General features: G+C 51.4%; 25 protein-coding genes and 1 tRNA gene. 18 read left to right on the forward strand and 8 right to left on the reverse strand.

The window, feature by feature from the left end; all coding sequences use genetic code 11:
- Window positions 1-20: 20 nt before the first annotated feature.
- The 10 genes from PHQ97_00865 to PHQ97_00910 all read left to right on the forward strand — a co-directional run bounded on the left by PHQ97_00865 (window position 21) and on the right by PHQ97_00910 (window position 6805).
- Window positions 21-536: a hypothetical protein gene (locus PHQ97_00865; GenBank protein MDD4391284.1), complete on the forward strand. Its 516-nt coding sequence runs from the start codon at window positions 21-23 to the stop codon at window positions 534-536.
- 25 nt (window positions 537-561) lie between these two features.
- On the forward strand, window positions 562-1338 hold the full coding sequence (locus tag PHQ97_00870) for an ABC transporter substrate-binding protein (GenBank protein MDD4391285.1): 777 nt from the start codon (window positions 562-564) through the stop codon (window positions 1336-1338).
- Window positions 1339-1597: 259 nt separating this feature from the next.
- A complete protein-coding gene (locus PHQ97_00875; GenBank protein ID MDD4391286.1) occupies window positions 1598-1801 on the forward strand; it encodes a hypothetical protein in 204 nt (67 codons plus the stop codon).
- Between the two features lie 59 nt (window positions 1802-1860).
- Window positions 1861-2769 carry a transporter substrate-binding domain-containing protein gene (locus PHQ97_00880; GenBank protein ID MDD4391287.1) on the forward strand — a complete coding sequence of 303 codons (909 nt, stop codon included), beginning with the start codon at window positions 1861-1863 and terminating at the stop codon, window positions 2767-2769.
- 127 nt (window positions 2770-2896) lie between these two features.
- Entirely contained in the window at window positions 2897-3625 is a 729-nt protein-coding gene (locus tag PHQ97_00885) for an amino acid ABC transporter permease (GenBank protein ID MDD4391288.1), read from the forward strand.
- Between the two features lie 3 nt (window positions 3626-3628).
- Entirely contained in the window at window positions 3629-4285 is a 657-nt protein-coding gene (locus tag PHQ97_00890) for an amino acid ABC transporter permease (GenBank protein MDD4391289.1), read from the forward strand.
- Window positions 4282-5010: an amino acid ABC transporter ATP-binding protein gene (locus tag PHQ97_00895; GenBank protein MDD4391290.1), complete on the forward strand. Its 729-nt coding sequence runs from the start codon at window positions 4282-4284 to the stop codon at window positions 5008-5010. The genes PHQ97_00890 and PHQ97_00895 overlap by 4 nt, the downstream gene beginning before the upstream one ends.
- Window positions 5011-5211: 201 nt before the next feature.
- On the forward strand, window positions 5212-5880 hold the full coding sequence (locus PHQ97_00900) for an amino acid ABC transporter permease (protein MDD4391291.1): 669 nt from the start codon (window positions 5212-5214) through the stop codon (window positions 5878-5880).
- A gap of 35 nt (window positions 5881-5915) precedes the next feature.
- The gene (locus PHQ97_00905; GenBank protein ID MDD4391292.1) at window positions 5916-6419 is read left to right on the forward strand and encodes a hypothetical protein; all 504 of its coding nucleotides are present in this window, start codon (window positions 5916-5918) and stop codon (window positions 6417-6419) included.
- A gap of 206 nt (window positions 6420-6625) precedes the next feature.
- Window positions 6626-6805 carry a hypothetical protein gene (locus PHQ97_00910; GenBank protein MDD4391293.1) on the forward strand — a complete coding sequence of 60 codons (180 nt, stop codon included), beginning with the start codon at window positions 6626-6628 and terminating at the stop codon, window positions 6803-6805.
- Between the two features lie 28 nt (window positions 6806-6833).
- Here the strand turns inward: PHQ97_00910 and mprF are convergent, their stop codons facing one another.
- Complete coding sequence (gene mprF, locus PHQ97_00915) at window positions 6834-9404, reverse strand: bifunctional lysylphosphatidylglycerol flippase/synthetase MprF (GenBank protein ID MDD4391294.1); 2571 nt, start codon at window positions 9402-9404, stop codon at window positions 6834-6836.
- Between the two features lie 567 nt (window positions 9405-9971).
- Between mprF and PHQ97_00920 the strand changes: the two genes are divergently transcribed.
- The 5 genes from PHQ97_00920 (at window position 9972) to PHQ97_00940 (ending at window position 14728) form a co-directional block, all read left to right on the forward strand.
- Window positions 9972-11144, forward strand: a complete 1173-nt coding sequence (locus PHQ97_00920) for an ABC transporter substrate-binding protein (protein MDD4391295.1) — start codon at window positions 9972-9974, stop codon at window positions 11142-11144.
- 73 nt (window positions 11145-11217) lie between these two features.
- Window positions 11218-12093 (forward strand): branched-chain amino acid ABC transporter permease, encoded by an 876-nt coding sequence (locus tag PHQ97_00925; GenBank protein ID MDD4391296.1) that lies wholly within the window; start codon window positions 11218-11220, stop codon window positions 12091-12093.
- A gap of 140 nt (window positions 12094-12233) precedes the next feature.
- Window positions 12234-13184: a branched-chain amino acid ABC transporter permease gene (locus PHQ97_00930; protein ID MDD4391297.1), complete on the forward strand. Its 951-nt coding sequence runs from the start codon at window positions 12234-12236 to the stop codon at window positions 13182-13184.
- Window positions 13162-14007 (forward strand): ABC transporter ATP-binding protein, encoded by an 846-nt coding sequence (locus tag PHQ97_00935; protein MDD4391298.1) that lies wholly within the window; start codon window positions 13162-13164, stop codon window positions 14005-14007. Before PHQ97_00930 ends, PHQ97_00935 begins: the two co-directional genes overlap by 23 nt.
- A 10-nt stretch (window positions 14008-14017) precedes the next feature.
- Window positions 14018-14728: an ABC transporter ATP-binding protein gene (locus tag PHQ97_00940; protein MDD4391299.1), complete on the forward strand. Its 711-nt coding sequence runs from the start codon at window positions 14018-14020 to the stop codon at window positions 14726-14728.
- 32 nt (window positions 14729-14760) lie between these two features.
- On the opposite strand, the gene PHQ97_00945 is transcribed toward PHQ97_00940, so the two are convergent.
- The 7 genes from PHQ97_00945 to PHQ97_00975 all read right to left on the reverse strand — a co-directional run bounded on the left by PHQ97_00945 (window position 14761) and on the right by PHQ97_00975 (window position 20572).
- Window positions 14761-15483: a SprT family zinc-dependent metalloprotease gene (locus PHQ97_00945; protein ID MDD4391300.1), complete on the reverse strand. Its 723-nt coding sequence runs from the start codon at window positions 15481-15483 to the stop codon at window positions 14761-14763.
- Between the two features lie 618 nt (window positions 15484-16101).
- On the reverse strand, window positions 16102-17427 hold the full coding sequence (locus PHQ97_00950) for a DEAD/DEAH box helicase (protein ID MDD4391301.1): 1326 nt from the start codon (window positions 17425-17427) through the stop codon (window positions 16102-16104).
- Window positions 17428-17594: 167 nt separating this feature from the next.
- A tRNA-Met gene (locus PHQ97_00955) sits at window positions 17595-17671 on the reverse strand.
- A gap of 49 nt (window positions 17672-17720) precedes the next feature.
- The gene (locus PHQ97_00960) at window positions 17721-18023 is read right to left on the reverse strand and encodes a DUF167 domain-containing protein (GenBank protein ID MDD4391302.1); all 303 of its coding nucleotides are present in this window, start codon (window positions 18021-18023) and stop codon (window positions 17721-17723) included.
- A 9-nt stretch (window positions 18024-18032) separates the two neighbouring features.
- Window positions 18033-18464 (reverse strand): thioesterase family protein, encoded by a 432-nt coding sequence (locus PHQ97_00965; GenBank protein ID MDD4391303.1) that lies wholly within the window; start codon window positions 18462-18464, stop codon window positions 18033-18035.
- A complete protein-coding gene (gene thrH / locus PHQ97_00970; GenBank protein MDD4391304.1) occupies window positions 18457-19065 on the reverse strand; it encodes a bifunctional phosphoserine phosphatase/homoserine phosphotransferase ThrH in 609 nt (202 codons plus the stop codon). The genes PHQ97_00965 and thrH overlap by 8 nt, the downstream gene beginning before the upstream one ends.
- A gap of 190 nt (window positions 19066-19255) precedes the next feature.
- Window positions 19256-20572, reverse strand: a complete 1317-nt coding sequence (locus PHQ97_00975) for a homoserine dehydrogenase (protein ID MDD4391305.1) — start codon at window positions 20570-20572, stop codon at window positions 19256-19258.
- Window positions 20573-20978: 406 nt separating this feature from the next.
- Here PHQ97_00975 and purM point away from each other — a divergent pair, with 406 nt between their 5' ends.
- The 3 genes from purM to tsaD all read left to right on the forward strand — a co-directional run bounded on the left by purM (window position 20979) and on the right by tsaD (window position 25433).
- Window positions 20979-22022, forward strand: a complete 1044-nt coding sequence (purM, locus tag PHQ97_00980) for a phosphoribosylformylglycinamidine cyclo-ligase (GenBank protein MDD4391306.1) — start codon at window positions 20979-20981, stop codon at window positions 22020-22022.
- 364 nt (window positions 22023-22386) lie between these two features.
- Window positions 22387-24246 (forward strand): glycosyl transferase, encoded by a 1860-nt coding sequence (locus tag PHQ97_00985; protein MDD4391307.1) that lies wholly within the window; start codon window positions 22387-22389, stop codon window positions 24244-24246.
- A gap of 191 nt (window positions 24247-24437) precedes the next feature.
- Window positions 24438-25433: a tRNA (adenosine(37)-N6)-threonylcarbamoyltransferase complex transferase subunit TsaD gene (gene tsaD / locus PHQ97_00990; GenBank protein ID MDD4391308.1), complete on the forward strand. Its 996-nt coding sequence runs from the start codon at window positions 24438-24440 to the stop codon at window positions 25431-25433.
- The last annotated feature ends 22 nt before the right edge of the window (window positions 25434-25455 follow it).

Raw genomic sequence — 25455 nt, forward strand, 5'->3', positions numbered from 1 at the left:
AGCAAACGGATAACACACGGATGAAACGAAACAAAAAGATTTTAATCACCTGCCACTGCATTTTGAACGCCAATTCAAAAGTATACCCGCTGGCCACTGTGGGAGGCGTTTTTTCGAACGCTGTTTCTCCTTATATCGAGACTGGATGCGGGCTTTTTCAATTGCCGTGCCCGGAATTGTCATACCTTGGCATGAACCGGTGGGGAATGACAAAAGAGCAGTACGACCATGCGACTTTCCGCGCCCATTGCAGAAATATTTTAAAATATCCGCTGATTCAGCTTCAGTCCCTTGCGCAGGCAGGCTACGAATTGGTCGGAATATTAGGAATGGATGGCAGCCCGAACTGCGGCGTCACTCTGACGTGCGAGGGATACAGCGGCGGTGAGCTGCGCTCGGTGCAGCATGTGCACAAGCAGATAACATCACTTCGGCATGTACCGGGAAAAGGCGTGTTCATGGAAGAGCTGGTGCAGATGCTTCGGCAGGTCAATCTCCAGCCGGAACTTTTCGCCATAACAGAAAAAACCAACTGATGCCTGTTCAAGGAGGAGAAAAATCATGAGACCGGGAAAATGGATTATTTCGGGAACAATATTTTTAATGATGATGAGTGTCACCTTTAATGCCATTGCGGATAATTCCTTTCACAAGGTTCAGAAAAAAGGAGAATTGGTTATCGGATTATGCGCGCAGTACCCGCCGTTTGAATCCAGGAATGAAAAAACCGGCGTACTGGAAGGTTTTGATATCGATACAGGCAAAGCGCTTGCAGAGAAAATAGGCGTCAAGGCCAAATTCATGGATGCCGAGTGGCAGGGGCTCCTGGGCGGTTTGAAAAAAGGCGATTATGATATTCTCATCACCTGCATGTCCAAATCCGAAACCCGCGGGAAAAATGTCAATTTCAGCGATACATATTACCGGCTGCCCGATGTCATCGTCGTAAGCAAAAATGAAACGGCTATCAATAGCAAGGCGGATCTGAAGGGAAAAAATATCGGCGTTCAGCTTGGCTCAGCCAGTGAACAGCTTGCCGATCAGATGAAAGATCTGTTCAAGGAAATCAAACGCTACAATTATAATCCCGAGGCCTTTACAGACCTCAAATTCAGGCGCATTGATGCCGTGCTGGTAGGATATGCATATGCAGTCAACCAGATCAAAGCCGACCCGTCTTACAAAGTTGTCGGGCAGCCCCTGTCCGAAGCAGAAGTGGTCATGGTACTGCCAAAGGGGGCCGATGATCTGACGGCCCGGATCAACACGGCGCTTGAAAAAATCAGGGCAGACGGGACCTACGGTTACATTCACGACCGTTGGCTTAAAGTCGACTGATTGATACACGAAAAGCCATGAGCGTATTCAGAGAGGCAATGCACTTCGTGTACTTATAATGAAAGCAGGCCTCTGGCCAGAATTTTAACTATTGTCCATCCGGAAATGTCTATTTTTTCCGAGTTCTGCGTCAGGCTCAGATTTTAATCATCGAAATACTAAATGTATTCATGCGGTTAAAATCTTCGCCTTCCCTGAACTTCAAAAAAGTATCCAGTTTCCGGACAGGCACTAACTATGAAAACAGAAGCGGGAAAATATGAAATTTATTTTTGTTTGCCCGACACAGAACAAGGTGTTCGAAAGCGCTGACTTCTCCGTCTTGGAAAACAGGGGCGTCGTAACCGATAAGACGGGAAACAAAACACTGGATGCAAAAGTGATACTTGATCAGCCCTGTCCGTTTTGCGGTAAGAAGCATGTGTACCATGCAAACGAGCTGTCATGCCCGTTTGGCGGGTGAATTCGGATTTTAAAAATCAGGCGACAGGAAATTTTTCATTTAAAGGAGAGGTAACGCAAATGGACCGAAGAACAAACAGGATTGGCAAAGGAAGATTTTCATCGGCATTGGGTGCGGTCTGTATCTTTGTTTCGTTGGCCATGGCTGTACCGTCATATGGGGAAAACATTCTTGATAAAATAGAAGAAACCAGCAAGGTTACCATGGGGTTTCGCGAAGGTTCCGTCCCCTTCGGTTTTATGACTGAAAAAGGTGAATGGACCGGATTCGGCATGGACCTCGGGTATGAAATCGTCAATGAATTGAGTATAAAATTCGGAAAAAAAATTGAACTCGTAAAAAAACCGATCAATCCTAAGACCCGTATCCCCATGGTGGCGAACGGCACAGTCGATATCGGCATCGGGTCAACCACTATTACTCTGGCCAGAGAAGAGACCGTCGACTTCAGTCTGCCGTATTTTCTCACCGGCACCAGGCTATTGGTTCCAAAAGGCAGCTCCATAAGAGAGTTCCCGGACCTGGCCGGTAAAAGGGTCGGCATGGGAAGCGGCTCTACAGCCAACATAAAAGGCATCGACAGAGCTATAGAATCCGGTCTGATCAAACCGGCTTGCAAAAAAGTACTTTTTGAAGAACATAACAAGGGATTTCTGGCGCTGCAGCAGGGTAAAATTCATGCTTATTTCACGGATGCCAGCCAGCTGGCCGGCATGCAGGCCAAAGCCCGGATGCCGCAGGATTGGGAAATCGTCGGCAGTTACCTGACATATGAGCCCTATGGAATAATTCTCCCGGAAAATCAGGGAGAATGGCGCGACTTTGTCAACGCCACGCTCGTAGGAATAATTAAAAACGGAAGGTTTGCGGCAATATACGACAAATGGTTTGGCCCGAACGGCGAAGTGCCTTTACCGATGAGCGCAGAATATAAAACTTTACTGAAAGCATTGAGTTACCCGGACTGAAGTATACACATTCACTCTTCACTCAAGGGGCCTTCAAACCAGGTTTTCGAAGGCCTCTTGAACTTATCAGTCATGAAGCGACAAACGGCCTGCAGCCTTCGGTAATGTCCCCGATACCGGATCAATTATGGGATTTCTGAATTATACATTTGATTGGAGTGTTTTGTGGCGTCATCCTTATGGCGGCATGTTCGTCAAGGGGATCTTCACCACCATCCACTTATCATTGCTGGCCTGGATAATCGCCGTTATTCTGGGAATCATGATCGCTGTTTTCAGGGTCTTACCGCCGCGATCAATCCGATTGGCGGGAAGCGCTTATGTCCAGCTCTTCAGGAATATCCCCTTTCTGGTACAGCTTTTTTTCTGGTATTTTGCGGTACCGTTGCTGCTGCCCAAACCGGCACAGGAGTGGTTATATGATCACGTGCCCGATTATTCATACTGGGCCGGCGTTACCGCACTGGGAACCTACACGGCTTCACGGCTGGCCGAGCAGTTTCGTTCCGGTTTATTGGCCATCCCTCTCGGCCAATACCGCGCCGCCTATTCGACCGGTCTGACCACCTTTCAAACCTATCGTTACGTTATTGTACCGTATGCCTTCCGAATTATCATACCACCTTTTACTACGGAGTTTTTGAGCTGTTTTAAAAACTCGTCTCTGACCATGACCATCAGCGTGATGGAAATCACCCATACGGCTTATTACATCGATTCATTTACATGGCATGGCCTCGAAACGACTACTGCGGCAAGCATGATGTATTTGTGCATCTCGGGTTTCATTGTGCTTGTTATGTCGTTTGTCGAAAAAAAACTTCGAATTCCCGGTATGATCGTCAGGAGCCAATGAAACATGGACCTTACGGTTATAACAAACAATTTTAAATTCATGGCCGGAGGCCTTGTTTTAACTTTCCAGCTATCGCTGATTACCATGGCAGGCGGCCTGCTGCTTGGCATCATCCTGGCATTGGCGCGTCTCTCATCCAAACACTGGCTCTATTATCCGGCCACCTTCTATATCCATTTTTTCCGAGGCCTGCCTCTTATTCTGGTAATTTTCTGGCTATACTTCCTGACACCCGTTATTACCGGAAAATCATTGAACGAATTCCATGCCGCAGTCATTTCCTTTGTTGTGTTTGAAGCCGCATATTTTGCTGAAATCATCCGCGCAGGGATACAATCCATTCCACACGGACAGTCAATGGCAGCGTATTCCAGCGGCCTGACCTCTTTTCAATGCGCGCGGCATGTGATTCTGCCCCAGGCTTTGCGTAATATGACCCCGGCGCTGGTGACACAAGCCGTGGTTATTTTTCAGGACACATCCCTGGGATACGTGATCGGGCTGAGGGAATTTTTGCGCAGGGTCAATCTCGTAGATGCCAGGGAAGCAAGGTCTGTTGAACTCTATCTCTTCGCCGGTCTGATATACCTCGCATTTTGCTCCACCGGTTCATTATGCAGCCAACGACTGGAAAATCATCGACAAAGGAACTGGATTTGATTGAAATTAAAAATATCAGCCTATGGTATGAAAAAAGTCATAAAGTGCTCGATGATATCAGTGGAACCATACAGTGCGGTCAAACCGTGGTCATATGCGGTCCCAGCGGATCGGGAAAGAGTTCGCTGCTCAGGTGCATCAACGGCCTGGAACGTTTCCAGAAAGGAGAAATCATCGTCGACGGCATCTCCGTACAGCACCCCGATACAGATATTCATAAACTCCGTTCCAACATCGGTATGGTATTCCAGCATTTTGAGCTCTATCCTCATATGACGGTCATGCAGAATATCACGCTGGCACCTGTCCGGGTTCGCAAAAAATCAAAAACCGAGGCCGAAAAAAAAGCCTTGGAAATACTCGAGCGGGTGGGAATCCCGGAACAGGCATTTAAACATCCTGAAGCGCTTTCCGGTGGCCAGAAACAGCGGGTGGCCATTGCAAGGGCCTTGGCCATGGAACCTCAAATCATGCTTTTCGACGAACCGACCTCGGCACTGGATCCGGAAATGATCAAAGAAGTGCTTGATGTCATGATCGACCTGGCCGGACAAAAAATGACCATGGTTGTGGTCACACATGAAATGGTATTTGCCAGGAAGGTGGCCCATGAAATTGTTTTCATGGATAACGGACGGATTATAGAAAAAGGCGCCGGCCATAATTTTTTCAATCATCCAAAAAATGAGAGAACCCGCCAGTTTCTGAGTCGTATTCTGATATAAGCAGCCCGGGCAAAACAGAGGCGTGATGATAAACCCCGGAAAGCAAATAATTCACGTGAAAGTGGGGAAATGGATAATTTTGGAGACAATGATAATCAAGCGCACTGATGCCGTGCCGGTAGGTTATGCATATGAAAGAAGCCGCTACCGGCGGATTCACAACCGTTGACTTAAAGTCGACTGATTGATACACGAAAAGCCATGAGCGTATTCAGAATTGATATTCTTTTCAATGCCGTGCCGCTGCTGGCCGAGGGCCTCCTCGCCACCGTCATCGTTTCGCTGGCGTCTTTTTTCCTGGCCTTTCTAATCGGCTCTTTGGTGGGAATCGCACGGGCCGAGTCAGCAAAGGCGCGGCGTTTGTTAGCTCCTTATGTCGAGGTGTTCAGAGGAACGCCGCTGTTGATCCAACTGTTTTTTATCTATTACGGCTTGCCCTCCATCGGAGTGACGATGAACAACTATGTCGCCGGAATAGTTGGCCTGGCATTAAACGGCGGAGCATATATCTCGGAAATCGTCCGGGGAGCCTTGTACTCGGTTGAAAAAGGCCAGCAGGATGCCGCCGCCGCACTCGGGCTTTCCTGGTTTCAGACAATGGCACATGTCATCGTGCCTCAATCAATCCGGGTGGCACTGCCCCCCCTGGTCAATTCCTTTTCCTCACTGATCAAGGATTCTTCCCTGGTTTCCGTGCTGGCAATCACGGAGCTGACTCGCGTCAGCCAGCTGATTTACACGCGGACTTTCCGTGCCTTCGAGGTGTATCTGGCTGTGGGCACAGTCTATTTTGTGATGATTTACGCGGTATCTTTACTATCCGGATATTTTGAAAGAAAATTTTATATTGGCGGTCGCTATGGCCGCTGAAACAACAATTTCCTAAAACGAATTGATCATCTGCCATGAAATTTGTATACATCAGTCCGAAGGTCGAAAATCGCATTGAAAGTCTCAAAAAATACGGAAAAGCGGGTAACAGCCTGGCGCAAAAAGTAATCCGTATCATTGAGAGTCTTACATCTGGAGTCATCCGGAGCCCCATAGATTCAATCGGCCGCTACACCAGCTATGGCGAAAATCGCATCAAAAATTGCCGAAAATATGATCTGGGATGCGGCTATCGGCTGATCACCCTGCAGCGGGGGCAAAAAATTTTTATCCCCTTTTTCGGAACGCACGATGAATGTCAACGCTGGCTGGAAAACAACAGCCGCCTGAAAAAGGTCCCTGATGCAAACGGAACATTGTTTCAGATTCCTGATCAACAGCCGCTCACAAGTCCAAAAAAGGCCGATTCTGCAGGTCTCGAAGAAAATGCCGAAGATGATGTGATGCTCAAATTAAGTGACAAGGATTTGCGACAGATATTTTCCGGTTTGGTCGAAGGGACAAAAAAGAGGCTCTAAGGTCGAAAATGTTTTATCCCTGATTCAGAATATTCTGTCTATTTTCGGCTAATCACGATAGCTGAACTAATTATTGCCAGAATGATAACAACGCTGTTATTTTCCTGAAAATAAACAACCTTGACGTTGAGGTAGCCATCGTCGACGGCGGGCCTTCAGGCCTTGTCGCCGGTTACCATCTTGCCAGATCCGGGAAAAGGGGGGGCATGAGGATCGGCGGCATGATGCGCATCAACCGGATCACGGGACGGGTACTTAACTGGTCTCCGGTTGAAATAAGCGGGCTCCACGTATATTCGCTTGTGATGAAATCCAGGCATATCATTGATGCTACCGGCCATGCGATAGGTGGTAAAAGTGGTAGAAAAAAATTCTGCAGGCCATAAATCAGCGCGCTTCGGACGGACTGAGGCGCTAACGAGTCAAAATCCTTTTATACCCTCCTGAAATCAAACTGCTGACGTCGGCAAGTATCCGGGGAACCGGAATCCCGCCCGGGCAGGCAAGGTATTTGGGGCTCCAGACCGGATCAAACTTTTCCTTGTACTGGCGAAGCCCCTGAAAGTTGTAAAAGTGCTCCCCGTGTCGAAAGACAAAGTCGCCCAGCCGGGTCCATATGGGTGAAAGGCCTCTTTCCTCGAAACCCGAGAGCGGCGCCATCCCCAGGTTAAACCAACGGTATCCCTCGCCTTTTGCCCAGAGCATGAGCTGAAGAAAGATATACTCCATGATTCCGGTGGGGGCTTCGGGGCGGTAGCGCATAAGATCAATGGAAAGCTCTTCCCTGCCGGCTCCCTGCCAGAAATTTGCGAAGGCAATCATCCGATCATTCTGAAAGGCGACGGCGACCGGATAGCGTTTGAGGTAGGTCTCCGAAAAGAAGCCCAGAGAAAACCCCTTTTCCCGGCTGTTCTTTCCGGAAAGCCACTGATCGGAGATCTCTTTCAAATCCGCCATGCGCCCGGCCACCGAAGCCTGTGACAACACCTCAAAACGGCACCCTTCCTTTTCCAGCTTTCGCAGGGTGTAACGAAAGCCTTTGCGTTGAGCCCCTTCAAGGCTGAACCCGGAAAGCGGCACTCTGGCTTCTTCACCAAGCTTCAGCAGGCTCAATCCCATGTCCAGATATATGGGCAGCCGATGGTGGCTCACATGGTAGAAAACGCCTCGGTCTCCGTGGCGGTCGGCCATCTCGCGAAATCGCCACGACAGGTCCTTGAGTTCGCCTTCCAGCCCCACCGGATCGCCCATGGCAACCCAGGTATTGCCGCTGATGCCGTACATGACAAACGCGGTTCGGTCATCGTTAAAAATAAAATACTTGTCCCCCAGCGTGGCCAGATGGGCATAGGTATCGCCAGCCTCTTGAACGATACCCCACACCCGGTCCATCTCCTCCGGTGTCGGCGGTTCAGGGCTCGGCGGCGCAGGCCGCATCAAGCGGGCCGCTGCGAAAAAAAGGGCCAGAAGCACCGCCCCCAGACTTGCCCTGAGAAACCGCGATGCATGACCGGAAAAGGCGAACTGCCACCACAGGCTGTCGGCATATTCCACGTGCCGGTAGCTGTAATACCCCAGCCAGATCGACCCGCAGAGCACCACCAGCACGGCGGCGACCCATGAGGCGCTGAATCGGCCGTCAAATAGAGACGCTTTACGATAAAAATAGCGTCTGCAGGGGGCAAGTGTCGCACCGATCAGCAGCAGCGCCAGCGCCTCCTCGTAATCCAGCCCCTTTGCGATGGAACCTGCTGCGCCGACCGCCAGGAACGCAAGCATCATCACATAGGCCGCATCCAAACGACGCTGAAGCCCGCGTCCCAGGAGCAGCAGACCCATTCCGACCACACTGGCCGAAAAATGGGAGAGTTCGATCAGCGATAGCGGCAGCATCCGTTTCAACAGGGCGATTCGTGAATCAATGGCAGGCGTCACTCCCGACAGAAGCAAAATGGTGCCGGCGACAAAGGCGGCCAGCCCGAATATCTGGGGAATAAGCGGCGAAATCCAGTGGCCGAAGAAGACATCAAGATGCTTAAACTTTTTCTTTCCTCTGAAAAGCTCATGCCCCCCGAGAAGAACAGCGGCAACAGCCAGGGGCAGCCAGTAATAAACCATCCGATAGGCCAACAGGCCTCCCAGGATCTGGGGTGCCGGAATGACCGGTGACAGCAGGACGGTGAAGACAGATTCGAATACACCCAGCCCGCCGGGAACCTGGCTGACCAGACCGGCCAGCTGAGCCAGAAGAAAAGCGCCTAAAAACAATGAAAAAGAGATGTCGGACGACCCTTTGGGTATTAGCAGATAGAGCACCCCTGCGGCCAGCGACCAGTCCGCGGCGCCAATACCGGCCTGCCAGGGAACCAGCCCGATCCGCGGCCACCGAATCGCCTCCCCCCGGATGGCAATGGGCTTTTTCCGGATGCCGGCGACCGCTGTATACCCGGCGACTACCGCAAGGCAGAAAAACCCCGGCCACCACATAGAGGCAAATGGCAGGTGAATCGATGGCGGCACCGCTTCCGGTGCCATTACCGACATCACGCCGAACAGAAAAAAGAACCCGAGCCACACGGAAACAGTGCAGAAAAGCACCACCCGGGAAATTTCGATCACTGAAAGCCCCCAGACCGAGTAGAGACGGTAGCGAACCGAAGCGCCGGCAATCATGGAAAAGCCGATGTTGTTGCTGAACGCGTAGCCGATAAACGACGCCAATGCACTCTTCGAGTAGCCGATCGGGTGCTGAATGTAGTGAAGGGCCAGGGCGTCATAGCCCGTCATAGCGGAGTAACCTGCCACGGTCAGCAGAACCGCACCCCAGAGCCGAAAGGATGGGATCAGAGAAAGATTATGGAAAATATCCTCAAGGCGGTAAGCCGAAAGTTCACGATGCAGAAGCCATGCGACAGCACCGAACAGACACAGGCTGAACGCCGGACCCAGGTAGCGCTTTACTGTGAAATGATTATTGGCTGACATTAGTCCCCCATCTTTCGGTAAAAAAAGCGTTTGACCCACTCCGCAAAGATGTCCACCGACCGGAAGCATCCAGGACAGAATGAACCGTCACCCGGCCTTCGGTCACTGTACCGGTCTTGTCTGAGCACAGCACATCCATACTGCCGAAATTTTCGATGTACATAGACGAAGAAATAGTGACCCACATTTTGCCCGGATCAAATTGTCGATTGACATTTGAATTACATTCGTTTATTTTTTATAAAAAAACATTAACACGAATGGAAAACCACATGACGATCCGGAAATTTTACTTTTTTATGTTTACCTTTTTTGGCGGTTTTTTCTTTAGAAAGTCTGCCGGTGGGGTAGATATGTAAAAAACGGATCATATCAAGACACACAACCCACGGGCAGACTGAAAGCAGTCTAAAACCCGTGGTTTTTTTATTTTTAAGGGCCGCGGAGTTGTATACTTCCGGCCCTTTTTTTGTCAGCCGGGCCGTGGATGAGGCAACAGCAGCCTGGAGCCAAGGGCCTCGGCCCTGAAACCCGATAACCCGTTCAACCAACAAGGAGACCGACCCCATGTTATTTACCCTTAAGCTGAAACCCATTTTCATCCTGTTATCCCTGATCATCGCAGCATGCCTCTGGCTGCCGGCAGCATCTCCTGCCGCGGACACGTATAAAATCGGCGGCATTTTTTCATCTACGGGTCCGGCCTCATTTCTCGGAGACCCCGAGAAAAAAACCATGCAGATGGTCATCGATACCGTAAACGAACGTGGCGGAGTCGATGGTCACCTGCTGGAGGCGGTCATCTATGACTCCGAAGGTGATCCGCAAAAGGCCGTTAGTGCGATCAACAAGCTGATCCACAAGGACCGGGTGATTGCCGTCATCGGCCCCAGCACCACCCCGACCACGCTGGCCGTTGCATCCTTTGCCGAAAGGGCCCAAATTCCCCTGATCAGTTGCGCCGCCGGCATCAAAATTACCGATCCGGTCAAGCCCTGGATCTTTAAAACCGCCCAGAGCGATGTGCTGGCAGTATCAGCCGTATACCGGCGCATGAGAAAAACGGGCATTCACGACATCGCGATCCTCACGGTTTCCAACGCCTATGGGGAGAGCGGAAAGAATCAACTGGAAAACCAGGCGAAGGCATTCGGCATCCGCATTGTCCGTGCCGAAAGCTTTGGCGCCAAAGATACCGACATGACCGCCCAGCTGACCAAAATACGGACCGCCGCTCCGGAAGCCATCGTCTGCTGGGGCACCAATCCCGGTCCGGCCGTGGTGGCCAAAAATGTCCGGCAGCTGAATATAACCATTCCCCTGTACCAGAGCCACGGGGTCGCCTCACCGAAATTTCTGGAGCTGGCCGGAGACGCTGCCGAAGGCATCCTGCTTCCCACGGGCAAAATCCTCGTGGCCTCAAAACTGCCGGAAACCGATGCACAGAAACCGGTGCTGAAAACCTATATCGATCAGTACAGCTCCCGGTGGGGCCAGGAGGTATCCGGATTCGGCGGATATGCCTATGACGCGGTCAACATGCTCATCAAGGCGCTGGAAGGATCAAACGGCGACCGGAACAAGATAAGGGCTGCTTTGGAGGGCATGGAAAAACATGTCGGCGTCAGCGGTATATTCAATTTTTCCAAAACCGATCACAACGGTCTGACTCCGGACGCCTTTGTGATGGTGCAAATCCGGAACAATGACTGGCGGCTGGTCGATGCCGGAAAAAATTAAACGATACGGTAATCGACAGCCGGCTGCGCCGATAACGGCAAATTTCAACCCTTATTGATGAATTGTAATTCTTATGCAGGAAATCCTTCAATACCTTTTTTCGGGCATTACCAGCGGCGCTGTCTATGCGGTGACGGCCATCGGCCTGTCCATGCTGTACAGCTCAACCGACCTGATCAACTTTTCCCACGGCGAATTTGTCATGCTGGGAGCTATGGGGCTGGTCACCCTCTGGGTCAAGTGCTCGATTCCCCTTCCCCTGGCCTTTATCCTGACCGTGCTGGGGGTGTCCGCGGCAGGGCTCCTGTTCGAGCGGTTTGCCATCCGGACGGCCCGAAAACCCGAGCCCATCGTCCTGGTGATCATCACGGTCGGCGCCTCCATCTTCCTGCGGGGCATTGCCATGACCGCATGGGGCAAGGATTCTCACAGCGTGCCGGCCTTTTCGGATCACGCGCCGATCGACATGGCCGGGGCCACACTGCTGCCGCAGAGCATCTGGATCATTGCAGCCCTCGTGATCCTGGTCATGGGGCTTTACCTTTTTTTCACGCGGTCGCTGACGGGAAAGGCTATGACCGCCTGCGCCATCAACCGGCGGGCGGCCTGGCTGGCCGGTATCCCGTCGGACCGGATGACGATGCTGGCATTCGGGATGAGTTCAGGGATAGGGGCAATTGCGGGCATTTTCATCGCTCCGATTACCATGAACAGCTATGACATGGGCACCCTGCTCGGTTTGAAAGGCTTTTGCGCCGCCATGATCGGTGGCCTCGGGAGCCTGTGGGGCGCCCTGGCAGGCGGATTTCTTCTGGGAATCCTCGAAGCCGCGGGAGTGGCCTTTTTCCCCTCGGGCATAAAAGATGCCATCGCCTTTCTGGCCCTGCTCCTGATCCTGTATGTCCGCCCGCAGGGGCTTTTTGCCGCTGGGGAGGCCAGGAGGTTTTAGGGGAAAAGACAGAGGCCAGAGGTCGGAGATCAGAGATCAGAGATCAGAGATCAGAGGGCAGAGGGCAGAAAACTCTCGACTCACGACTCACGACTGAAGACCGCTGATACATAACCGGAAATCTAAAATAAGACAGAATTATGCACACTATTAAACGAAACCCCCTCACCTATCACATCGGTTTTCTCCTGGCCGTGGTGCTGGCCGGGGTGCTGATTGAAAACACGTATTATCTACAGGTCCTGACCTTTATCGGGATCAATTCCATCCTGGCGCTGGGGCTGAATATGCTGATGGGCTACGCGGGACAGGTATCATTGGGGCACGCGGCCTTTTACGGCATCGGGGCCTATACCACGGCGATTCTGTCCGGAACGATGGGGCTTTCTCCGTGGCTGGCACTGGTTTGCGCGCTGGCCATTGCGATACTGGTCGCTTTCATTGTCGGGATTCCCACCCTGAAACTCTCCGGCTATTATCTGGCCATGGGCACCCTCGGGTTCGGCATGATCGTCCATATCGTCCTTCGCGAATGGAGCGCCTTGACCGGAGGCGCCTCCGGGTTTGTGGGCATTCCCATGCTGGAAGCAGGACAAATCGTATTTTTGCCGGGGAAAAGCTATTTTTTCCTGGTCTGGGCCTTTGTCTTTGTCAGCATCCTGCTGTGCAGAAGAATCCTGTCATCCCGCATGGGCCTAGCCCTGCGCTCCATCCATGACAGCGAAAACGCATCCCGGGCCGTGGGCGTCAATACGCGGGCCCTGAAACTTCAGGTGTTCATGCTCAGCGCCGCGCTCGGGGCACTGGCCGGGTTTTTATACGCGCATTTTGTCGGGTTCATCAGCCCGGGGTCCTTTGATTTTATGGTCTCGGTCAAGATCGTGACCATGGTGGTCATCGGCGGCATGGCCAGTGTTTGGGGCGCTCTCCTGGGCGCATCGCTGCTCACCCTTCTTCCCGAGGCGCTTCACGGCTTTGCCGAGTTTGAAATGCTGGTTTACGGGACGATTTTAATAACGGTAATGATTTTCATGCCCCAGGGGCTGACCCGGGGACTCCTGGATATATATGAAAAAACAAAAAAACGCTGACACTGCCGGGCAGAACATTCTGGTTATCGAGACCCTGTCCAGGGCATTTGGAGGGGTACAGGCGTTAAGCCGCGTATCCTTTTCCATCAAACGGGGAACGGTTTACGGTCTGATCGGCCCCAACGGTGCGGGCAAGACCACTCTGTTTAACATCATCACGGGTATTTATCCGCCGGACCGGGGCGCGGTCGTCTTCAATGGCGTGGACCTCGTGAACCAGAAACCCTTCGAACGGGTCATCAGCGGCATGGCCAGGACGTTTCAGAATGTCGAGCTGTTTGAGAACATGACGGTCCTTGAAAACGTGCTGGTGGGCATGCATGTCCGAACTACCTGCGGATTCTGGGGAGCCGTTCTCAGATGGCCTGGAGTGAGGCGGGAAGAGGTCCGGTCAATAGCAAAGGCCATGGACCTTCTGGATTTTGTCGGCCTCAAATCCCTGGCGCACCTCCGGTCCGGAGACCTTCCGTTCGGCTGGCAGCGCCTTGTGGAGATGGCAAGGGCCCTGGCATCCGATCCGGCGCTTCTGCTCCTGGATGAACCGGCTGCCGGGCTGAACGCAGTGGAAACCGAACAGCTCCGGAAACTGATCGAAAAAATCCGCCAAAAGGGCGTTACCCAAATTCTGGTGGAACATGATGTAAGCCTGACGCTGGGAATTTCAGACAGGATCATCGTCCTGGATCAGGGCGCCAAACTGGCCGAAGGCACCCCCGCTGAAATCCGGAACCATCCGAAAGTGATGACGGCGTATCTGGGCACCCGCCAGGGTCACGACAAGAATAAATTGTGCTTGGATATGCCCCATAAAAAAGGAAAATGAAAGAGGACAGATGCTGCAAATTGAAAATCTGACATGCTGTTACGGCCGGATTATGGCGGTTAAAGGGATAAGCCTCTGCGTAAAACAAGGGGAACTGATCGCGCTCATCGGCTCCAACGGGTCCGGAAAAAGCACGCTGTTATCCGCCATATGCGGTCTGCTGCCGATGTGGACCGGAACGATAAATTTTAACGGCAAGTCCATGGCACAGATGCCGCCCCCGGATATCGTCCGGACAGGCATCAGCCTGGTACCCGAGGGCCGGCAGATTTTCGGTCCGCTGAGCGTACTGGACAATTTAAAACTCGGGGCATACACCATGTACCGAAAAGGGCGGCGCAAGGAGGTTGAAACCGATCTTCACATGATCATGGCCCTGTTTCCCATCCTGAAGGAACGGGCCCACCAGCCGGCCGGAACCCTATCCGGCGGCGAACAGCAGATGCTGGCCCTGGGAAGGGCCCTGATGGCAAAACCCCGGCTGCTCGTCCTGGATGAGCCCTCCACGGGGCTGGCGCCCCTGATCGTCGATATGATCCTTCAAACCCTGGTAACACTGAGAAACAGCGGAATGACGATTCTTCTCGTCGAGCAGAACGCCCGGGCTGCGCTGGCCATCGCCGACCGCGGCTACGTGCTTCAAACCGGCCGGATTGTCCTGAAGGGGCCTGCAGCAGATCTGCTCGTCAACGACGAGGTGAAGCGGGCCTATCTGGGATAACGAGGCATTCCATCGCCTTTCGCAAAACAGTTTCACTCCAGCAGGAAACGGTCCAGCATTTCCTTCCGACTGCGCCAGTCCGGCATGCAGCAGGAAAGAAATTCATAAAATGACCGGGAATGATTGAGGTGTTTCAAATGACAAAGTTCATGCAGGATAACGTATTCGATGCAATGCCGGGGAACCTGAACCAGATTGACATTGAGTGTGATCCGGCCCGAGTCTGTGCAGCTTCCCCACCGTCTGCGCATGACACGAACCGCCATTGTGGGTTCCGGGATATCATATCGTACGACCATGGCGTAACATTTTTGCAGGTAGCGGCCAAACGTCTCAAATGCCCGTTTCCGGTACCACCGGTCAACCGCCCGCTTGATGCTCCGGGTATCGGATCTGTCAGACACCCGAACCCAGAGAAACGGGCCCAGCAATTTTGCCGGTTTCGCCACGGTTTCTTCCACCTTCAACTGATACTGACGCCCGAGGTACAACAGGGGCTCCCCGCTGATGTACTGTTTGGGAGCCGGCAAGGGATGAAAAGATTTCATCCGGTCAAGCGCCCATGTGATCCACAATGCTTTTTTCTGAACAGTCATGCGAACCTGTTCATCGTCAACGGCTTTCGGAGCGAATACATCCACGGTCAGCTCCGGAGACACTACGATGCGTACACGTTTTCGGTTGGTACGATAAAGGTAATAAAGGATCTGTCGTTCACCAAACTGTAACACCTGCTCCTGCTTCTCAGTCTTCATATGCAACCGTCACCTTCTATGAACCGATCAATGTTAACTCCGTGGTCGTTCAGTGCTGCATTGCGCTCAGGCCACTTCAGTATGAATACCGTCGTTTTACACCGTCATTGTGATGATTGCATCCGGACGAACTCGATGAACCCGGATGTGTCGACATACCATATTATATCCCCCGAATACCGATAGACTATCATCACCGGTTCAGGCTATGATTACTATGGAAAAGTCTTTCATTATTTAAAAAACCTCAACTGTTTATCAGGGAAAGAAGGATATTATCGTGTTATGAACCCAAAATCAACACATTCTCGAAAGAATTATTTATTAATAAAATTAATAAGTTATAAATAAAAGCAGGAAAATGATAAAAAAATACCAGGTAAATATCAGCCAAAAGCTAATAGTCGTATTCGGGCTCAAGTCAGAAATCAGAGGACGGAAATCAGAAGTCAGAAATCAGGGGACTGGGGACTGGGGACTGGGAACTGGGAACTGGGAACTGGGAACTGAAAAAATATTCAGCCGGCAACAACCATAGAATCAGGCCTCAATCTGACCAGGTGCTATAAGTTGTGGCCGGCTTATCGCTTAAAATCCGGATGATGTCACGATCGGCTATCAGCGGACGCGGCGTGCAGGGTTATAACGCCCCGCCGACGGCGCACTGGCAGCGCGACTGAGCCCATGACCGGGTTGCGGCCGTCTTCGTCCGAAAGAAGGCGCATCCTGTTTGTTTCCGCCCTCCTTCATGCCGAAAGGCTTGCGAGCCGGTACTGGCCGCTTCGAGGGACGAGCGTGAGTCTCACTTTTCAAAGGCTCCCGGACATCGTAGTCAAAATCTGCCAGGATGCGGCGCTCGGTCCGGGAACCGAGAATCCGATCGATGGCTTGCGCCATCTGGATATCGTCGTCAGTGATAAGGGTAAACGCATCGCCGCTGCAGTCGGCGCGTCCGGTGCGGCCGATGCGGTGAATGTAGGCATCGGGTGTGGCCGGCATATCATAATTGATGACCCGGGATATCCGGGAAACATCAATGCCGCGGGCGGCGATATCGGTCGCCACCAGCACCTGATATGTACCGTCACGGAATCCGTCCAGCGCGGCCTGACGACGCCCCTGGGAAAGATTCCCCTGCAGAGATGTCGACCGGTAACCGGACCTGACCAGTTGTTCTCCCAGACGTTTGGCGCGATGCTTGGTGCGGGTAAAAACAAGAACCGAACCGGTATCCCCCTGGTGCAACAGTTTCAACAGCAGTGCGCTTTTCAAATGCGGGGCTACCGGATAGAGCGCGTGGCTGACGGTTGTCGCCGGTGCCGTGGTCCCCACCTGAACGGTGACGGGGTTACGCAGGATATCTTTTGCCAACCCACGGATTTGATCCGGCATGGTAGCCGAAAACAGCAGGGTCTGCCGATTACGCGGGAGATGTCCCAGAATCCGGCGGATATCGGGTAAAAAGCCCATATCAAACATCTGATCCGCCTCATCAAGGACCAACATCTCCAGCCGGCCAAGATTGACAGTCCCCCTGCCGATATGATCAAGAAAACGACCCGGGCAGGCAACAACGATCTCGACGCCCTGCTTTAGTTTCTTTATCTGCGGATTAATACTCACGCCGCCATAAATGGCGACACTGCGCAGTCCGGTATGACGACCGAGGCTTTCGATCGCCTGATGGATCTGCTCGGCCAGTTCACGGGTAGGAGCAATGACCAACGCACGGACGCAACCTCGCCCTCCCTGCATGAGCCGGTTCAGAATCGGCAGCGCAAAAACGGCCGTCTTACCAGTGCCGGTCTGGGCCAATCCCATGACATCGCACCCCTGCATAACCTTGGGGATCGCCTGTACCTGAATCGGAGTCGGGGTGACAAATCCAGCCCCTGCAACACCAGCTGCGACATCGGGATGAAAATTAAATTCGTTAAACTTCATAATAAAGACCTTCTTTCCATGTTCTAAAACAAAAAAACCCCGGGCTATTCCGGGGCTTACGATAGTGTCGTTTTTTTCCGGGACCATCGATCATCTCTTAAAACATAAAAAGGGTCTTAAAATATAAAAAGGGCTTGGGTTTTACGCCTAAGCCCTTGATGATCGATTGGTAGCGGGGGCTGGATTCGAACCAACGACCTTCGGGTTATGAGCCCGACGAGCTACCAGACTGCTCCACCCCGCATCAACAAAAACACACTATACCCAATAGGGTTTATCTGTCAAGCAATTATTCAGATTGAGAAAGATTTTATTTTTTCCTCCAGTTTTTCCAGGACCGGGCTTTCTGCGGTAATCCTGATCAATTTACTGCGGCCGGTTTGACCCGAGACAATTTCAACAGCGGATTTGGGTACCGAAAAAAATTTCGCAAGGTAATTGATGCACATTTTATTGGCTTCGCCATCGACCGGCGGGGCCGTCAGCTTGATTTTCAGTGCATCCCCGTAACAGCCGGCCACCTGATTTTTAGACGACCGCGGCTGGACAAATACCTTGAAGGTCAATTCATTATTTTTTTTCTGTAATGACGGCATAACTCAAATTCAATCGGGCTGCTCATTTTGCGCCTGAAGATACGTTTCAATCAGACCCCTGATAAACGCCGGCGGCCTGACCACTTTGCCGTTCCGGTCAATATATGCATGCCGGGTGTAACCCCTGGCCAGCAACTTCCGACCGTCCTCCCGGTAAATCCGGTAATCGCACTTCATCCCCCCCTTGACCTGGCAATCGATTGAGGCCTCGATCAGCAGCACGTCATCATAGCGCGCCGGGGTAATAAATTTACAGTATGCCTCGGAAACCGGAAGCATATATCCCCTCTCTTCGATTTCCTTATAGGACATCCCCAGGGACCTGAACAGATCGGTCCGCCCGACTTCGAACCATCGCAGGTAATTGGCATGATAGGCAACTCCCATCATGTCAGTATCACCATAGATCACCCGGATTTTCGTCGTGTAGGAATTATCCATTTAAAAGAACCTTTTCCATGATTGCTTTCAGTTCGCCATAGTTTTGGGTGACCGGCAATTCCGGATACTCATCGATAATGTTTTGGGGAGGCCGGAACAAAATGCCTGTGTCGGCTTCCTTGAGCATATTGATATCATTATATGAGTCACCGCTTGCGATGATGTTGTAATTGAGGGTTTTTAACGCCTGCACCGTCTTTTGTTTGCCGTTTTGCTGACGCATCCGGTAATCGGTGATGGTGCCGTCCGAATCAATGACCAGAGAATTGCAGAACAGGGTGGGCCATCCGAGTTTTTTCATTAACGGGCCACCAAACTGTACAAAGGTATCGGATACGATGATGATCTGAGTCTGGGACCGGACCCAGTCCAAAAATTCGGCAGCCCCTTCCATTGGGTCCATGCCGGCGATGACTTCCTGGATATCATGGATCTTCAGCCCCTTTTCCTTGAGAATACCCAGACGTTTTTTCATGAGCACATCATAATCCGCGATATCGCGCGTGGTAAGCCGCAGTTCTTCAATACCGGTTTTTTCGGCAACGTTTATCCAGATTTCCGGAACAAATACCCCTTCAAGATCAGAACAGACTATATGCATGATAACTCTTTCTATAAAACGCCGGCTCCGTAAAAAACCGCCTGACGAATTGACCGTCGTACGAAGCAGGCCAGCAAAAAAAACTAAGGTTTATAGATCTCGACTGTCAACTGATGACTGCCGCCTCTTGACTCTTAACTCACAACTCTTGACTCACAACTCTCGACTCTCGACTCTCGACTGTTATCTGTTACGCCTGAGCGTTTTCATCTTCAATCCGTATCAGCACCGGTGTATCCTGTACGATATCAAGCAGGGAAATTTCATACAAGGCATTTTTGACATCGGCTTCCTTCGCATGATGCGACAGCATCACAATGGGAACCGATCCGCTGGCGTTTCTTCCTTTCTGGTGGACCGATTTGATACTGATCCCGTGACTGCCCAGAATGCCGGCGATCTTGGATAACACATTCGGACGGTCCACCGCTGAAAAACGAAAATAATACTGAGTTGAAATTTCCTCGATGGAAAGGACCGGAATTTTTTTAATGTGTTCCAGTTGATAAGACAGCAGCGGCAGCCTTTCGGTGCAGCCGCAAATCAGGTTTCTCGCGATATCTACCACATCGCCGACAACCGCGCTTGCCGTCGGCATCATACCGGCTCCATGACCATACAGCAGTATATCCCCCACGGCATCTGCGGAAACCATGATGGCATTCAGGGAGCCCTTTACATTGGAAATGATGTTGTCGCTGGGAATCATTGTCGGATGGACACGGGCTTCAACCGCATCGCCCCTGTATTTGCTGATCGCCAGAAGTTTGATCGTGTATCCGAACTGGCCGGCATATTCAATATCTTTCGGGGTGATTTTCGAAATCCCTTCGATGTAGATATCTTTCAGGTTGAGTTCCGCCCCGTATGCCAGAGAAGTTAAAATGGCCAGTTTATGGGCCGTATCATATCCTTCGATATCCAGGGTGGGATCGGCCTCGGCAAATCCGTTGGACTGGGCCAAAGCCAGGGCCGTATCAAAACTGCACCCCTCATCGGTAATTTTTGAAAGAATATAGTTGCAGGTTCCGTTGAGAATACCGGTCATGGCGGTGATGGAATTGGCTACCAGAGACTCCCTGAGGGTTTTAATAATCGGCATGCAACCGCCGACACTGGCTTCATAGGCAAGGTCAACCCCTTTGTCTTTGGCCAGTCTGAAAATCGTGTTGCCGTGTTGGGCAAGCAGTGCTTTATTGGCTGTCACCACATGCTTGCCGTTTTCTATGGCTTTTAGAATAAGATCTCTGGCAAGACCCAGCCCGCCGATCAATTCAATGATGATATCGATTTCAGGATCGTTGACCACCCGGTAGGCATCGGCAATCAAAACCCCGTCGTCAAAGCGGATGCCCCGGTCTCTGATGACATCGATGTCGGCAATATGCTTCAGGTGAATATCTGCCCCCACACGGGCGCTGAGCAATGCTTTTTTCTCAATCAGAAGTCGCGCAACGCCGGTACCCACCGTACCACAGCCCAGTAGTCCTACTTGTATCGTTTTCATAAAAAAATTCCTTTGATCGTTTCATTGATCGAAACCGTGTCAGTATCCCCGCTGCATGAATTCATATAAAATTCCGATCGCCTCCTCCGGCTGTCTGATCGATCCGAAGATTGGCCGAATACTGGAAGCCAGGCGAGCATACGTCATTTCGACCCTGAACATTTCACCTGAACAGTTTCATTGGTGTGCCCGGATGCGTTCAACCGAATCTGACCCGGCAGCAAAAGTGACATACAACGACAGGGTGGCATGCCGGATAATCCGTTGCGAGCCCCTAAATATAAGCTCAAAACCTACAATATTGAACGCGTAATGTCAAAAAAATTGTTTTGACTTTTATAGCGATACAGTTTAGCTTTTTAAGGTACAACAGTTGAAAACTATGACCTTTATCAGGAGTTCTAATATGACAAAACCTTTAACGTATGCAGATGCGGGTGTTGATATTGATACGGCGAACAACCTTGTCAATAAAATCAAGGAAATCGCCCAACGAACACCCAGAGCCGGCGTGATGGGAGAAATCGGCGGTTTCGGCGGCCTGTTTTCACTCAATACGGCAGATATGGAGAAACCGGTGCTGGTCAGTTCCACTGACGGCGTCGGCACCAAACTGAAAATTGCGTTTATGATGGATAAACATGACACGGTTGGAATCGATCTGGTGGCCATGTCTGTCAATGATATCCTCGTCCAGGGAGCAAAGCCTCTGTTTTTTCTCGATTATCTGGCTACCGGAAAGCTCAGGCCCGAAATCATAGCCTCCATTATTGAAGGGGTCGGAGAGGGCTGCCGCCAGGCAATGTGTTCCCTGATCGGCGGTGAAACCGCTGAAATGCCCGGGTTTTACAGCAACGAGGAATATGACCTGGCCGGATTTGCGGTCGGAATCGTTGATAACAGCAAAATCGTAGATGGATCGGAGATTCATGTCGGCAACAAATTAATCGGCATTGCCTCCAGCGGTCTTCACAGCAATGGGTATTCCCTGGTTCGAAAGATCTGTTTTGATGTTCTCAAGCTCAGGATCGATCAATATATCCCCGAACTGGGAAAAACCATCGGGGAGGAACTGCTGACCCCCACGAAAATATATACCGAAACTATTCAGCATTTATTAAGAGACATGTCGGTGCTGGGCCTGGCCCATATTACCGGTGGCGGAATCCCGGACAATATTCTGCGAATCATCCCCAAGGCCTGCAAGGTGGTCATCCAGCGAAACAGCTGGGAAATTCCGCCCATTTTCAATTTCCTTCGCGAGGCTGGCAACGTATCCGAGCCTGAAATGATGCGGACCTTCAACAATGGTATCGGGATGATTGCCGTAGTCCCCGACAATCAGGTCCAGGATATCCTGTCAAGGCTGAATGCGCTGAATGAAAAAGCGTACGTCATCGGAGAAATCAGAGAACAGAAGGAATCCGAAAGCCGCATTGAGTGGATCTAACCCCGAAAACCCGATCCTTCAGACAAACAGGTGCAATACACAGGTGCATTGCATTGATACATAAAGCAGCAAATATGATTAATCGCCTCCTGAGATGGATCAGCCGGGGATATGAAGGCAAATCATTGTGCAAAAGCTGAGCTCCATCTCATCTGAGCACCCGGAGGGTGCCGCCACCGCTGAATCATCGTGATTGACCATACCGGATATCAGCCAGGATTTGCTCAATACCGTATCATCATTGAGCAGGTCCTGGCTTTTTTATTGATGGCTCCATAAAAGCAGACAGAAAAAAAGATAAGGGCCTTGCGGGCGGACTCAGGACCGCTATCGCTGGAGGGGCACTTCGTTTGAGGCAAAAGATATGGAAACTCCTATGCTATTGAAATATATTCTTCCGTTCATATCTTTTTTATTGTGTATTGCGCTTACTCCGGCCATCCGGCGGATCGCTTCCAAAAACGGCTGGATGGCCTATCCGGTCAAAGAACGCTGGCACAAGAAGCCCACGGCCCTTATGGGAGGAATCGCGATATATACCGGCATCATCATCCCGATGATATGGATTTCCGATTTCACCACGGTCTGGGCGCACATTGTCCGCAGTGGCGACCTGTCACAAACCCCTTCTCTGGGGGCGGTATTATCGATCGGCATTACCCTGCTGTTTATTCTGGGGCTGATCGATGATGTTATCACCATCAAACCCCACACCAAACTGGTCGGGCAGATTCTGGTGGCGTCGATCGTCACCTTTCTGGGATTCCGGTTGCACTGGTTTACGTCCCTGACGCTGGATACGATGGTCACCATTGTGTGGATTGCCGGTATTACCAACGCATTGAACCTGATCGACAACATGGACGGGCTGTGTGCCGGCGTCGGAATCATCGCATCCGTCTACCTGGCCATACTGTTTGGCACCGGCCAGCAGGATGCCTGTCTGGCAGCACTGATACTGGCTGGCGCGCTGGCAGGATTTCTGATCTACAATTTCAATCCCGCCTCGATTTTCATGGGGGACAGCGGCAGTCTGATTATCGGCTTTACACTGTCCATCCTGGCCCTCTATTACGATCAGAACACGGCAGCCAACCGGGTATCCCTTTATGTCGTTCCGATCATGGTTCTCATGGTGCCGATCATGGATACGACCATGGTGACCTTTATCCGGACCCTGAGCGGACGGCGGGCGTCACAGGGCGGTAAGGACCACACCTCCCACCGGCTGGTGCTGATGGGATTCACTGAAAAAGGCGCCGTCGCGTTTTTGTATGTTATCGGGCTCGTCTCCGGTCTGGCAGCCGTCTTTGTCGGCCATACCGATACGCTCACCTCCCCGGTGGTGATCATTCCCCTGGCAGTTTCGCTCCTGTTCATCGGGATATACATGGCCCAGCTCAGGATATACCCGGAAAAAGAATTTTCACTGCTGCGCAACCACGCCTATACCCCCATACTGCTCGAGCTGACGTATAAAAAACAGATTCTGCTGGTACTGCTGGATTTCTGCCTTATTGCATTTTCCTACTATCTGGCTTATCGCATACGATTTTCCGGAGATGCTTTTGCCTTTTATTTCAAAAGTTTTCTCAGATCATTGCCGGCAGTCATCGCCTGCAAGATCGTTATTTTCTTTATTATCGGGATTTATCGCGGCATCTGGCGCTATATGAGCGTCAACGATGTACTGGTGTACATCAGGGCCTCTTTTCTGGCATCCCTGCTTTCAATCTCCGCGGTAACTTTTATCTACCGGTTTGAGGATTTTTCAAAAGGAATCTTTTTCATCGACTGGTTATTGTCAACCGCCCTGCTGCTCGGAACCCGCGGTTCATTCCGACTGTTTATCGATACCATTCGAAGAAAGACCCTGGCCGGTGATTCCATCATCATCTACGGGGCCGGTCTGGGCGGAGAAATTCTGCTGAGGGAAATTCTGAACAACAAAAATCTGCACTTGAAACCGATCGGCTTTATCGATGATGACATATTGAAAAGCGGTAAAAAGATTCAGGGCTTTCCCATTCTCGGCCAATACGGCGATCTGGACGCCCTGTGTCTCAAATATCCCGTCAGCGGCATACTGGTATCATTCCGCGATCCGGAGCCCGGGCAGTATGCCCGGTTAACACAGTTCTGCGAAGACAACGGACTGTTCCTGAAACGATTTTCCGTCTGCATCGACCCTGTGGATTTGCAAAGAAAGCAAACGGCAGCATAGCGAAGCCGATAAATTAACGCCCTGCCGGGCGGACTGAGGACCGCTATCGTTTAAAAAGCACTTCGTTTGAGGCAAAAAACAAGAAGCAGAAAACTTTTATCTTAAAATATTAAGATAAATCTGAAGATATAAAATCAACCCGAAAATGAAACTTCCTATACTATTAAACTGAAAGACTGAAGAAAAGCGACATGAATATACTTGCCATTGAAACATCATGTGATGAAACCGCAGCAGCGGTTATCGTAAACGGAACCGACACATTATCCTCTGTGGTCTCATCCCAGGTACAGCTGCATCATCGCTACGGCGGTGTGGTGCCGGAACTGGCGTCGAGAAAACATATCGAAGCGATTGTGCCCGTTGTTCAGAAAGCGATCAGCCATTCGGGCCTGTCGCTGAACCGGATCGATGCCATTGCCGTCACCCAGGGGCCCGGCCTGATCGGGGCGCTTCTGGTGGGATATTCATTTGCCAGGGCCTGTGCCTATGCATTGAATATCCCGTGGGTGGGCGTCAATCATTTACACGCCCATGTGAATTCGGTATTTCTGGAACCGGACCCGCCCCCGTTTCCATTTGTCGCTCTGATGGTATCCGGCGGCCACACGAACATCTATTATGTCACCTCTCACACCGATCTGCAGCGGATCGGACAAACCCGGGATGATTCGGCAGGGGAAGCCTACGACAAGGTATCCAAGATGCTGGGTCTGGGTTATCCGGGCGGAAAAATAATCGATGACCTTGCCCGAACCGGCGATCCGGAAAAAATTCTTTTTCCCAGAGCCTATCTGGACAAATCTTCTTACGACTTCAGTTTCAGCGGATTAAAATCCGCTGTCAGGCGATATATCCAGACGCATCCGGATCAATATCTCAACCAGATACCCGACATTGCGGCAGGGTTTCAGGAAGCGGTGGTTGACGTCCTGTCCTTCAAAATCATCCATGCGGCAGAGGAAAAAGGGTGCCGTCATATTGCCGTGGTCGGCGGCGTTTCCGCCAACAGCCGATTACGGGAGAAAGTCACCAGAGATGCCCGCGACCGGCAGATTCAGGTCCATATCCCTTCGCTGGATCTGTGCGGTGACAATGCGGCCATGGTCGGCGCCGCCGGTTATCACTGCCTGATCAGCGGCAATACGGACTATCTGGACAAGGATGTGTATTCCAGGGAGAAGTAGTTGCTTGAGTCGTGAGTCGTGA

Source organism: Desulfobacterales bacterium (assembly GCA_028704555.1).
GTDB lineage: Bacteria > Desulfobacterota > Desulfobacteria > Desulfobacterales > JAQWFD01 > JAQWFD01.

Excerpts from the sequence above, each read along its gene's own strand:
- tsaD (MDD4391308.1), top strand. The coding sequence starts at position 24,438 with ATGAATATACTTGCCATTGAAACATCATGTGATGAAACCGCAGCAGCG.
- PHQ97_00935 (MDD4391298.1), top strand. The coding sequence starts at position 13,162 with ATGAAAAAACAAAAAAACGCTGACACTGCCGGGCAGAACATTCTGGTT.
- PHQ97_00885 (MDD4391288.1), top strand. The coding sequence starts at position 2,897 with ATGGGATTTCTGAATTATACATTTGATTGGAGTGTTTTGTGGCGTCAT.
- PHQ97_00905 (MDD4391292.1), top strand. The coding sequence starts at position 5,916 with ATGAAATTTGTATACATCAGTCCGAAGGTCGAAAATCGCATTGAAAGT.
- PHQ97_00940 (MDD4391299.1), top strand. The coding sequence starts at position 14,018 with ATGCTGCAAATTGAAAATCTGACATGCTGTTACGGCCGGATTATGGCG.
- PHQ97_00920 (MDD4391295.1), top strand. The coding sequence starts at position 9,972 with ATGTTATTTACCCTTAAGCTGAAACCCATTTTCATCCTGTTATCCCTG.
- PHQ97_00945 (MDD4391300.1), bottom strand. The coding sequence starts at position 15,483 with ATGAAGACTGAGAAGCAGGAGCAGGTGTTACAGTTTGGTGAACGACAG.
- PHQ97_00875 (MDD4391286.1), top strand. The coding sequence starts at position 1,598 with ATGAAATTTATTTTTGTTTGCCCGACACAGAACAAGGTGTTCGAAAGC.
- PHQ97_00880 (MDD4391287.1), top strand. The coding sequence starts at position 1,861 with ATGGACCGAAGAACAAACAGGATTGGCAAAGGAAGATTTTCATCGGCA.
- PHQ97_00950 (MDD4391301.1), bottom strand. The coding sequence starts at position 17,427 with ATGAAGTTTAACGAATTTAATTTTCATCCCGATGTCGCAGCTGGTGTT.
- PHQ97_00910 (MDD4391293.1), top strand. The coding sequence starts at position 6,626 with ATGAGGATCGGCGGCATGATGCGCATCAACCGGATCACGGGACGGGTA.
- PHQ97_00865 (MDD4391284.1), top strand. The coding sequence starts at position 21 with ATGAAACGAAACAAAAAGATTTTAATCACCTGCCACTGCATTTTGAAC.
- PHQ97_00925 (MDD4391296.1), top strand. The coding sequence starts at position 11,218 with ATGCAGGAAATCCTTCAATACCTTTTTTCGGGCATTACCAGCGGCGCT.
- PHQ97_00930 (MDD4391297.1), top strand. The coding sequence starts at position 12,234 with ATGCACACTATTAAACGAAACCCCCTCACCTATCACATCGGTTTTCTC.
- PHQ97_00900 (MDD4391291.1), top strand. The coding sequence starts at position 5,212 with ATGAGCGTATTCAGAATTGATATTCTTTTCAATGCCGTGCCGCTGCTG.
- mprF (MDD4391294.1), bottom strand. The coding sequence starts at position 9,404 with ATGTCAGCCAATAATCATTTCACAGTAAAGCGCTACCTGGGTCCGGCG.
- PHQ97_00985 (MDD4391307.1), top strand. The coding sequence starts at position 22,387 with ATGGAAACTCCTATGCTATTGAAATATATTCTTCCGTTCATATCTTTT.
- thrH (MDD4391304.1), bottom strand. The coding sequence starts at position 19,065 with ATGCATATAGTCTGTTCTGATCTTGAAGGGGTATTTGTTCCGGAAATC.
- PHQ97_00890 (MDD4391289.1), top strand. The coding sequence starts at position 3,629 with ATGGACCTTACGGTTATAACAAACAATTTTAAATTCATGGCCGGAGGC.
- PHQ97_00960 (MDD4391302.1), bottom strand. The coding sequence starts at position 18,023 with ATGCCGTCATTACAGAAAAAAAATAATGAATTGACCTTCAAGGTATTT.
- PHQ97_00965 (MDD4391303.1), bottom strand. The coding sequence starts at position 18,464 with ATGGATAATTCCTACACGACGAAAATCCGGGTGATCTATGGTGATACT.
- purM (MDD4391306.1), top strand. The coding sequence starts at position 20,979 with ATGACAAAACCTTTAACGTATGCAGATGCGGGTGTTGATATTGATACG.
- PHQ97_00975 (MDD4391305.1), bottom strand. The coding sequence starts at position 20,572 with ATGAAAACGATACAAGTAGGACTACTGGGCTGTGGTACGGTGGGTACC.
- PHQ97_00870 (MDD4391285.1), top strand. The coding sequence starts at position 562 with ATGAGACCGGGAAAATGGATTATTTCGGGAACAATATTTTTAATGATG.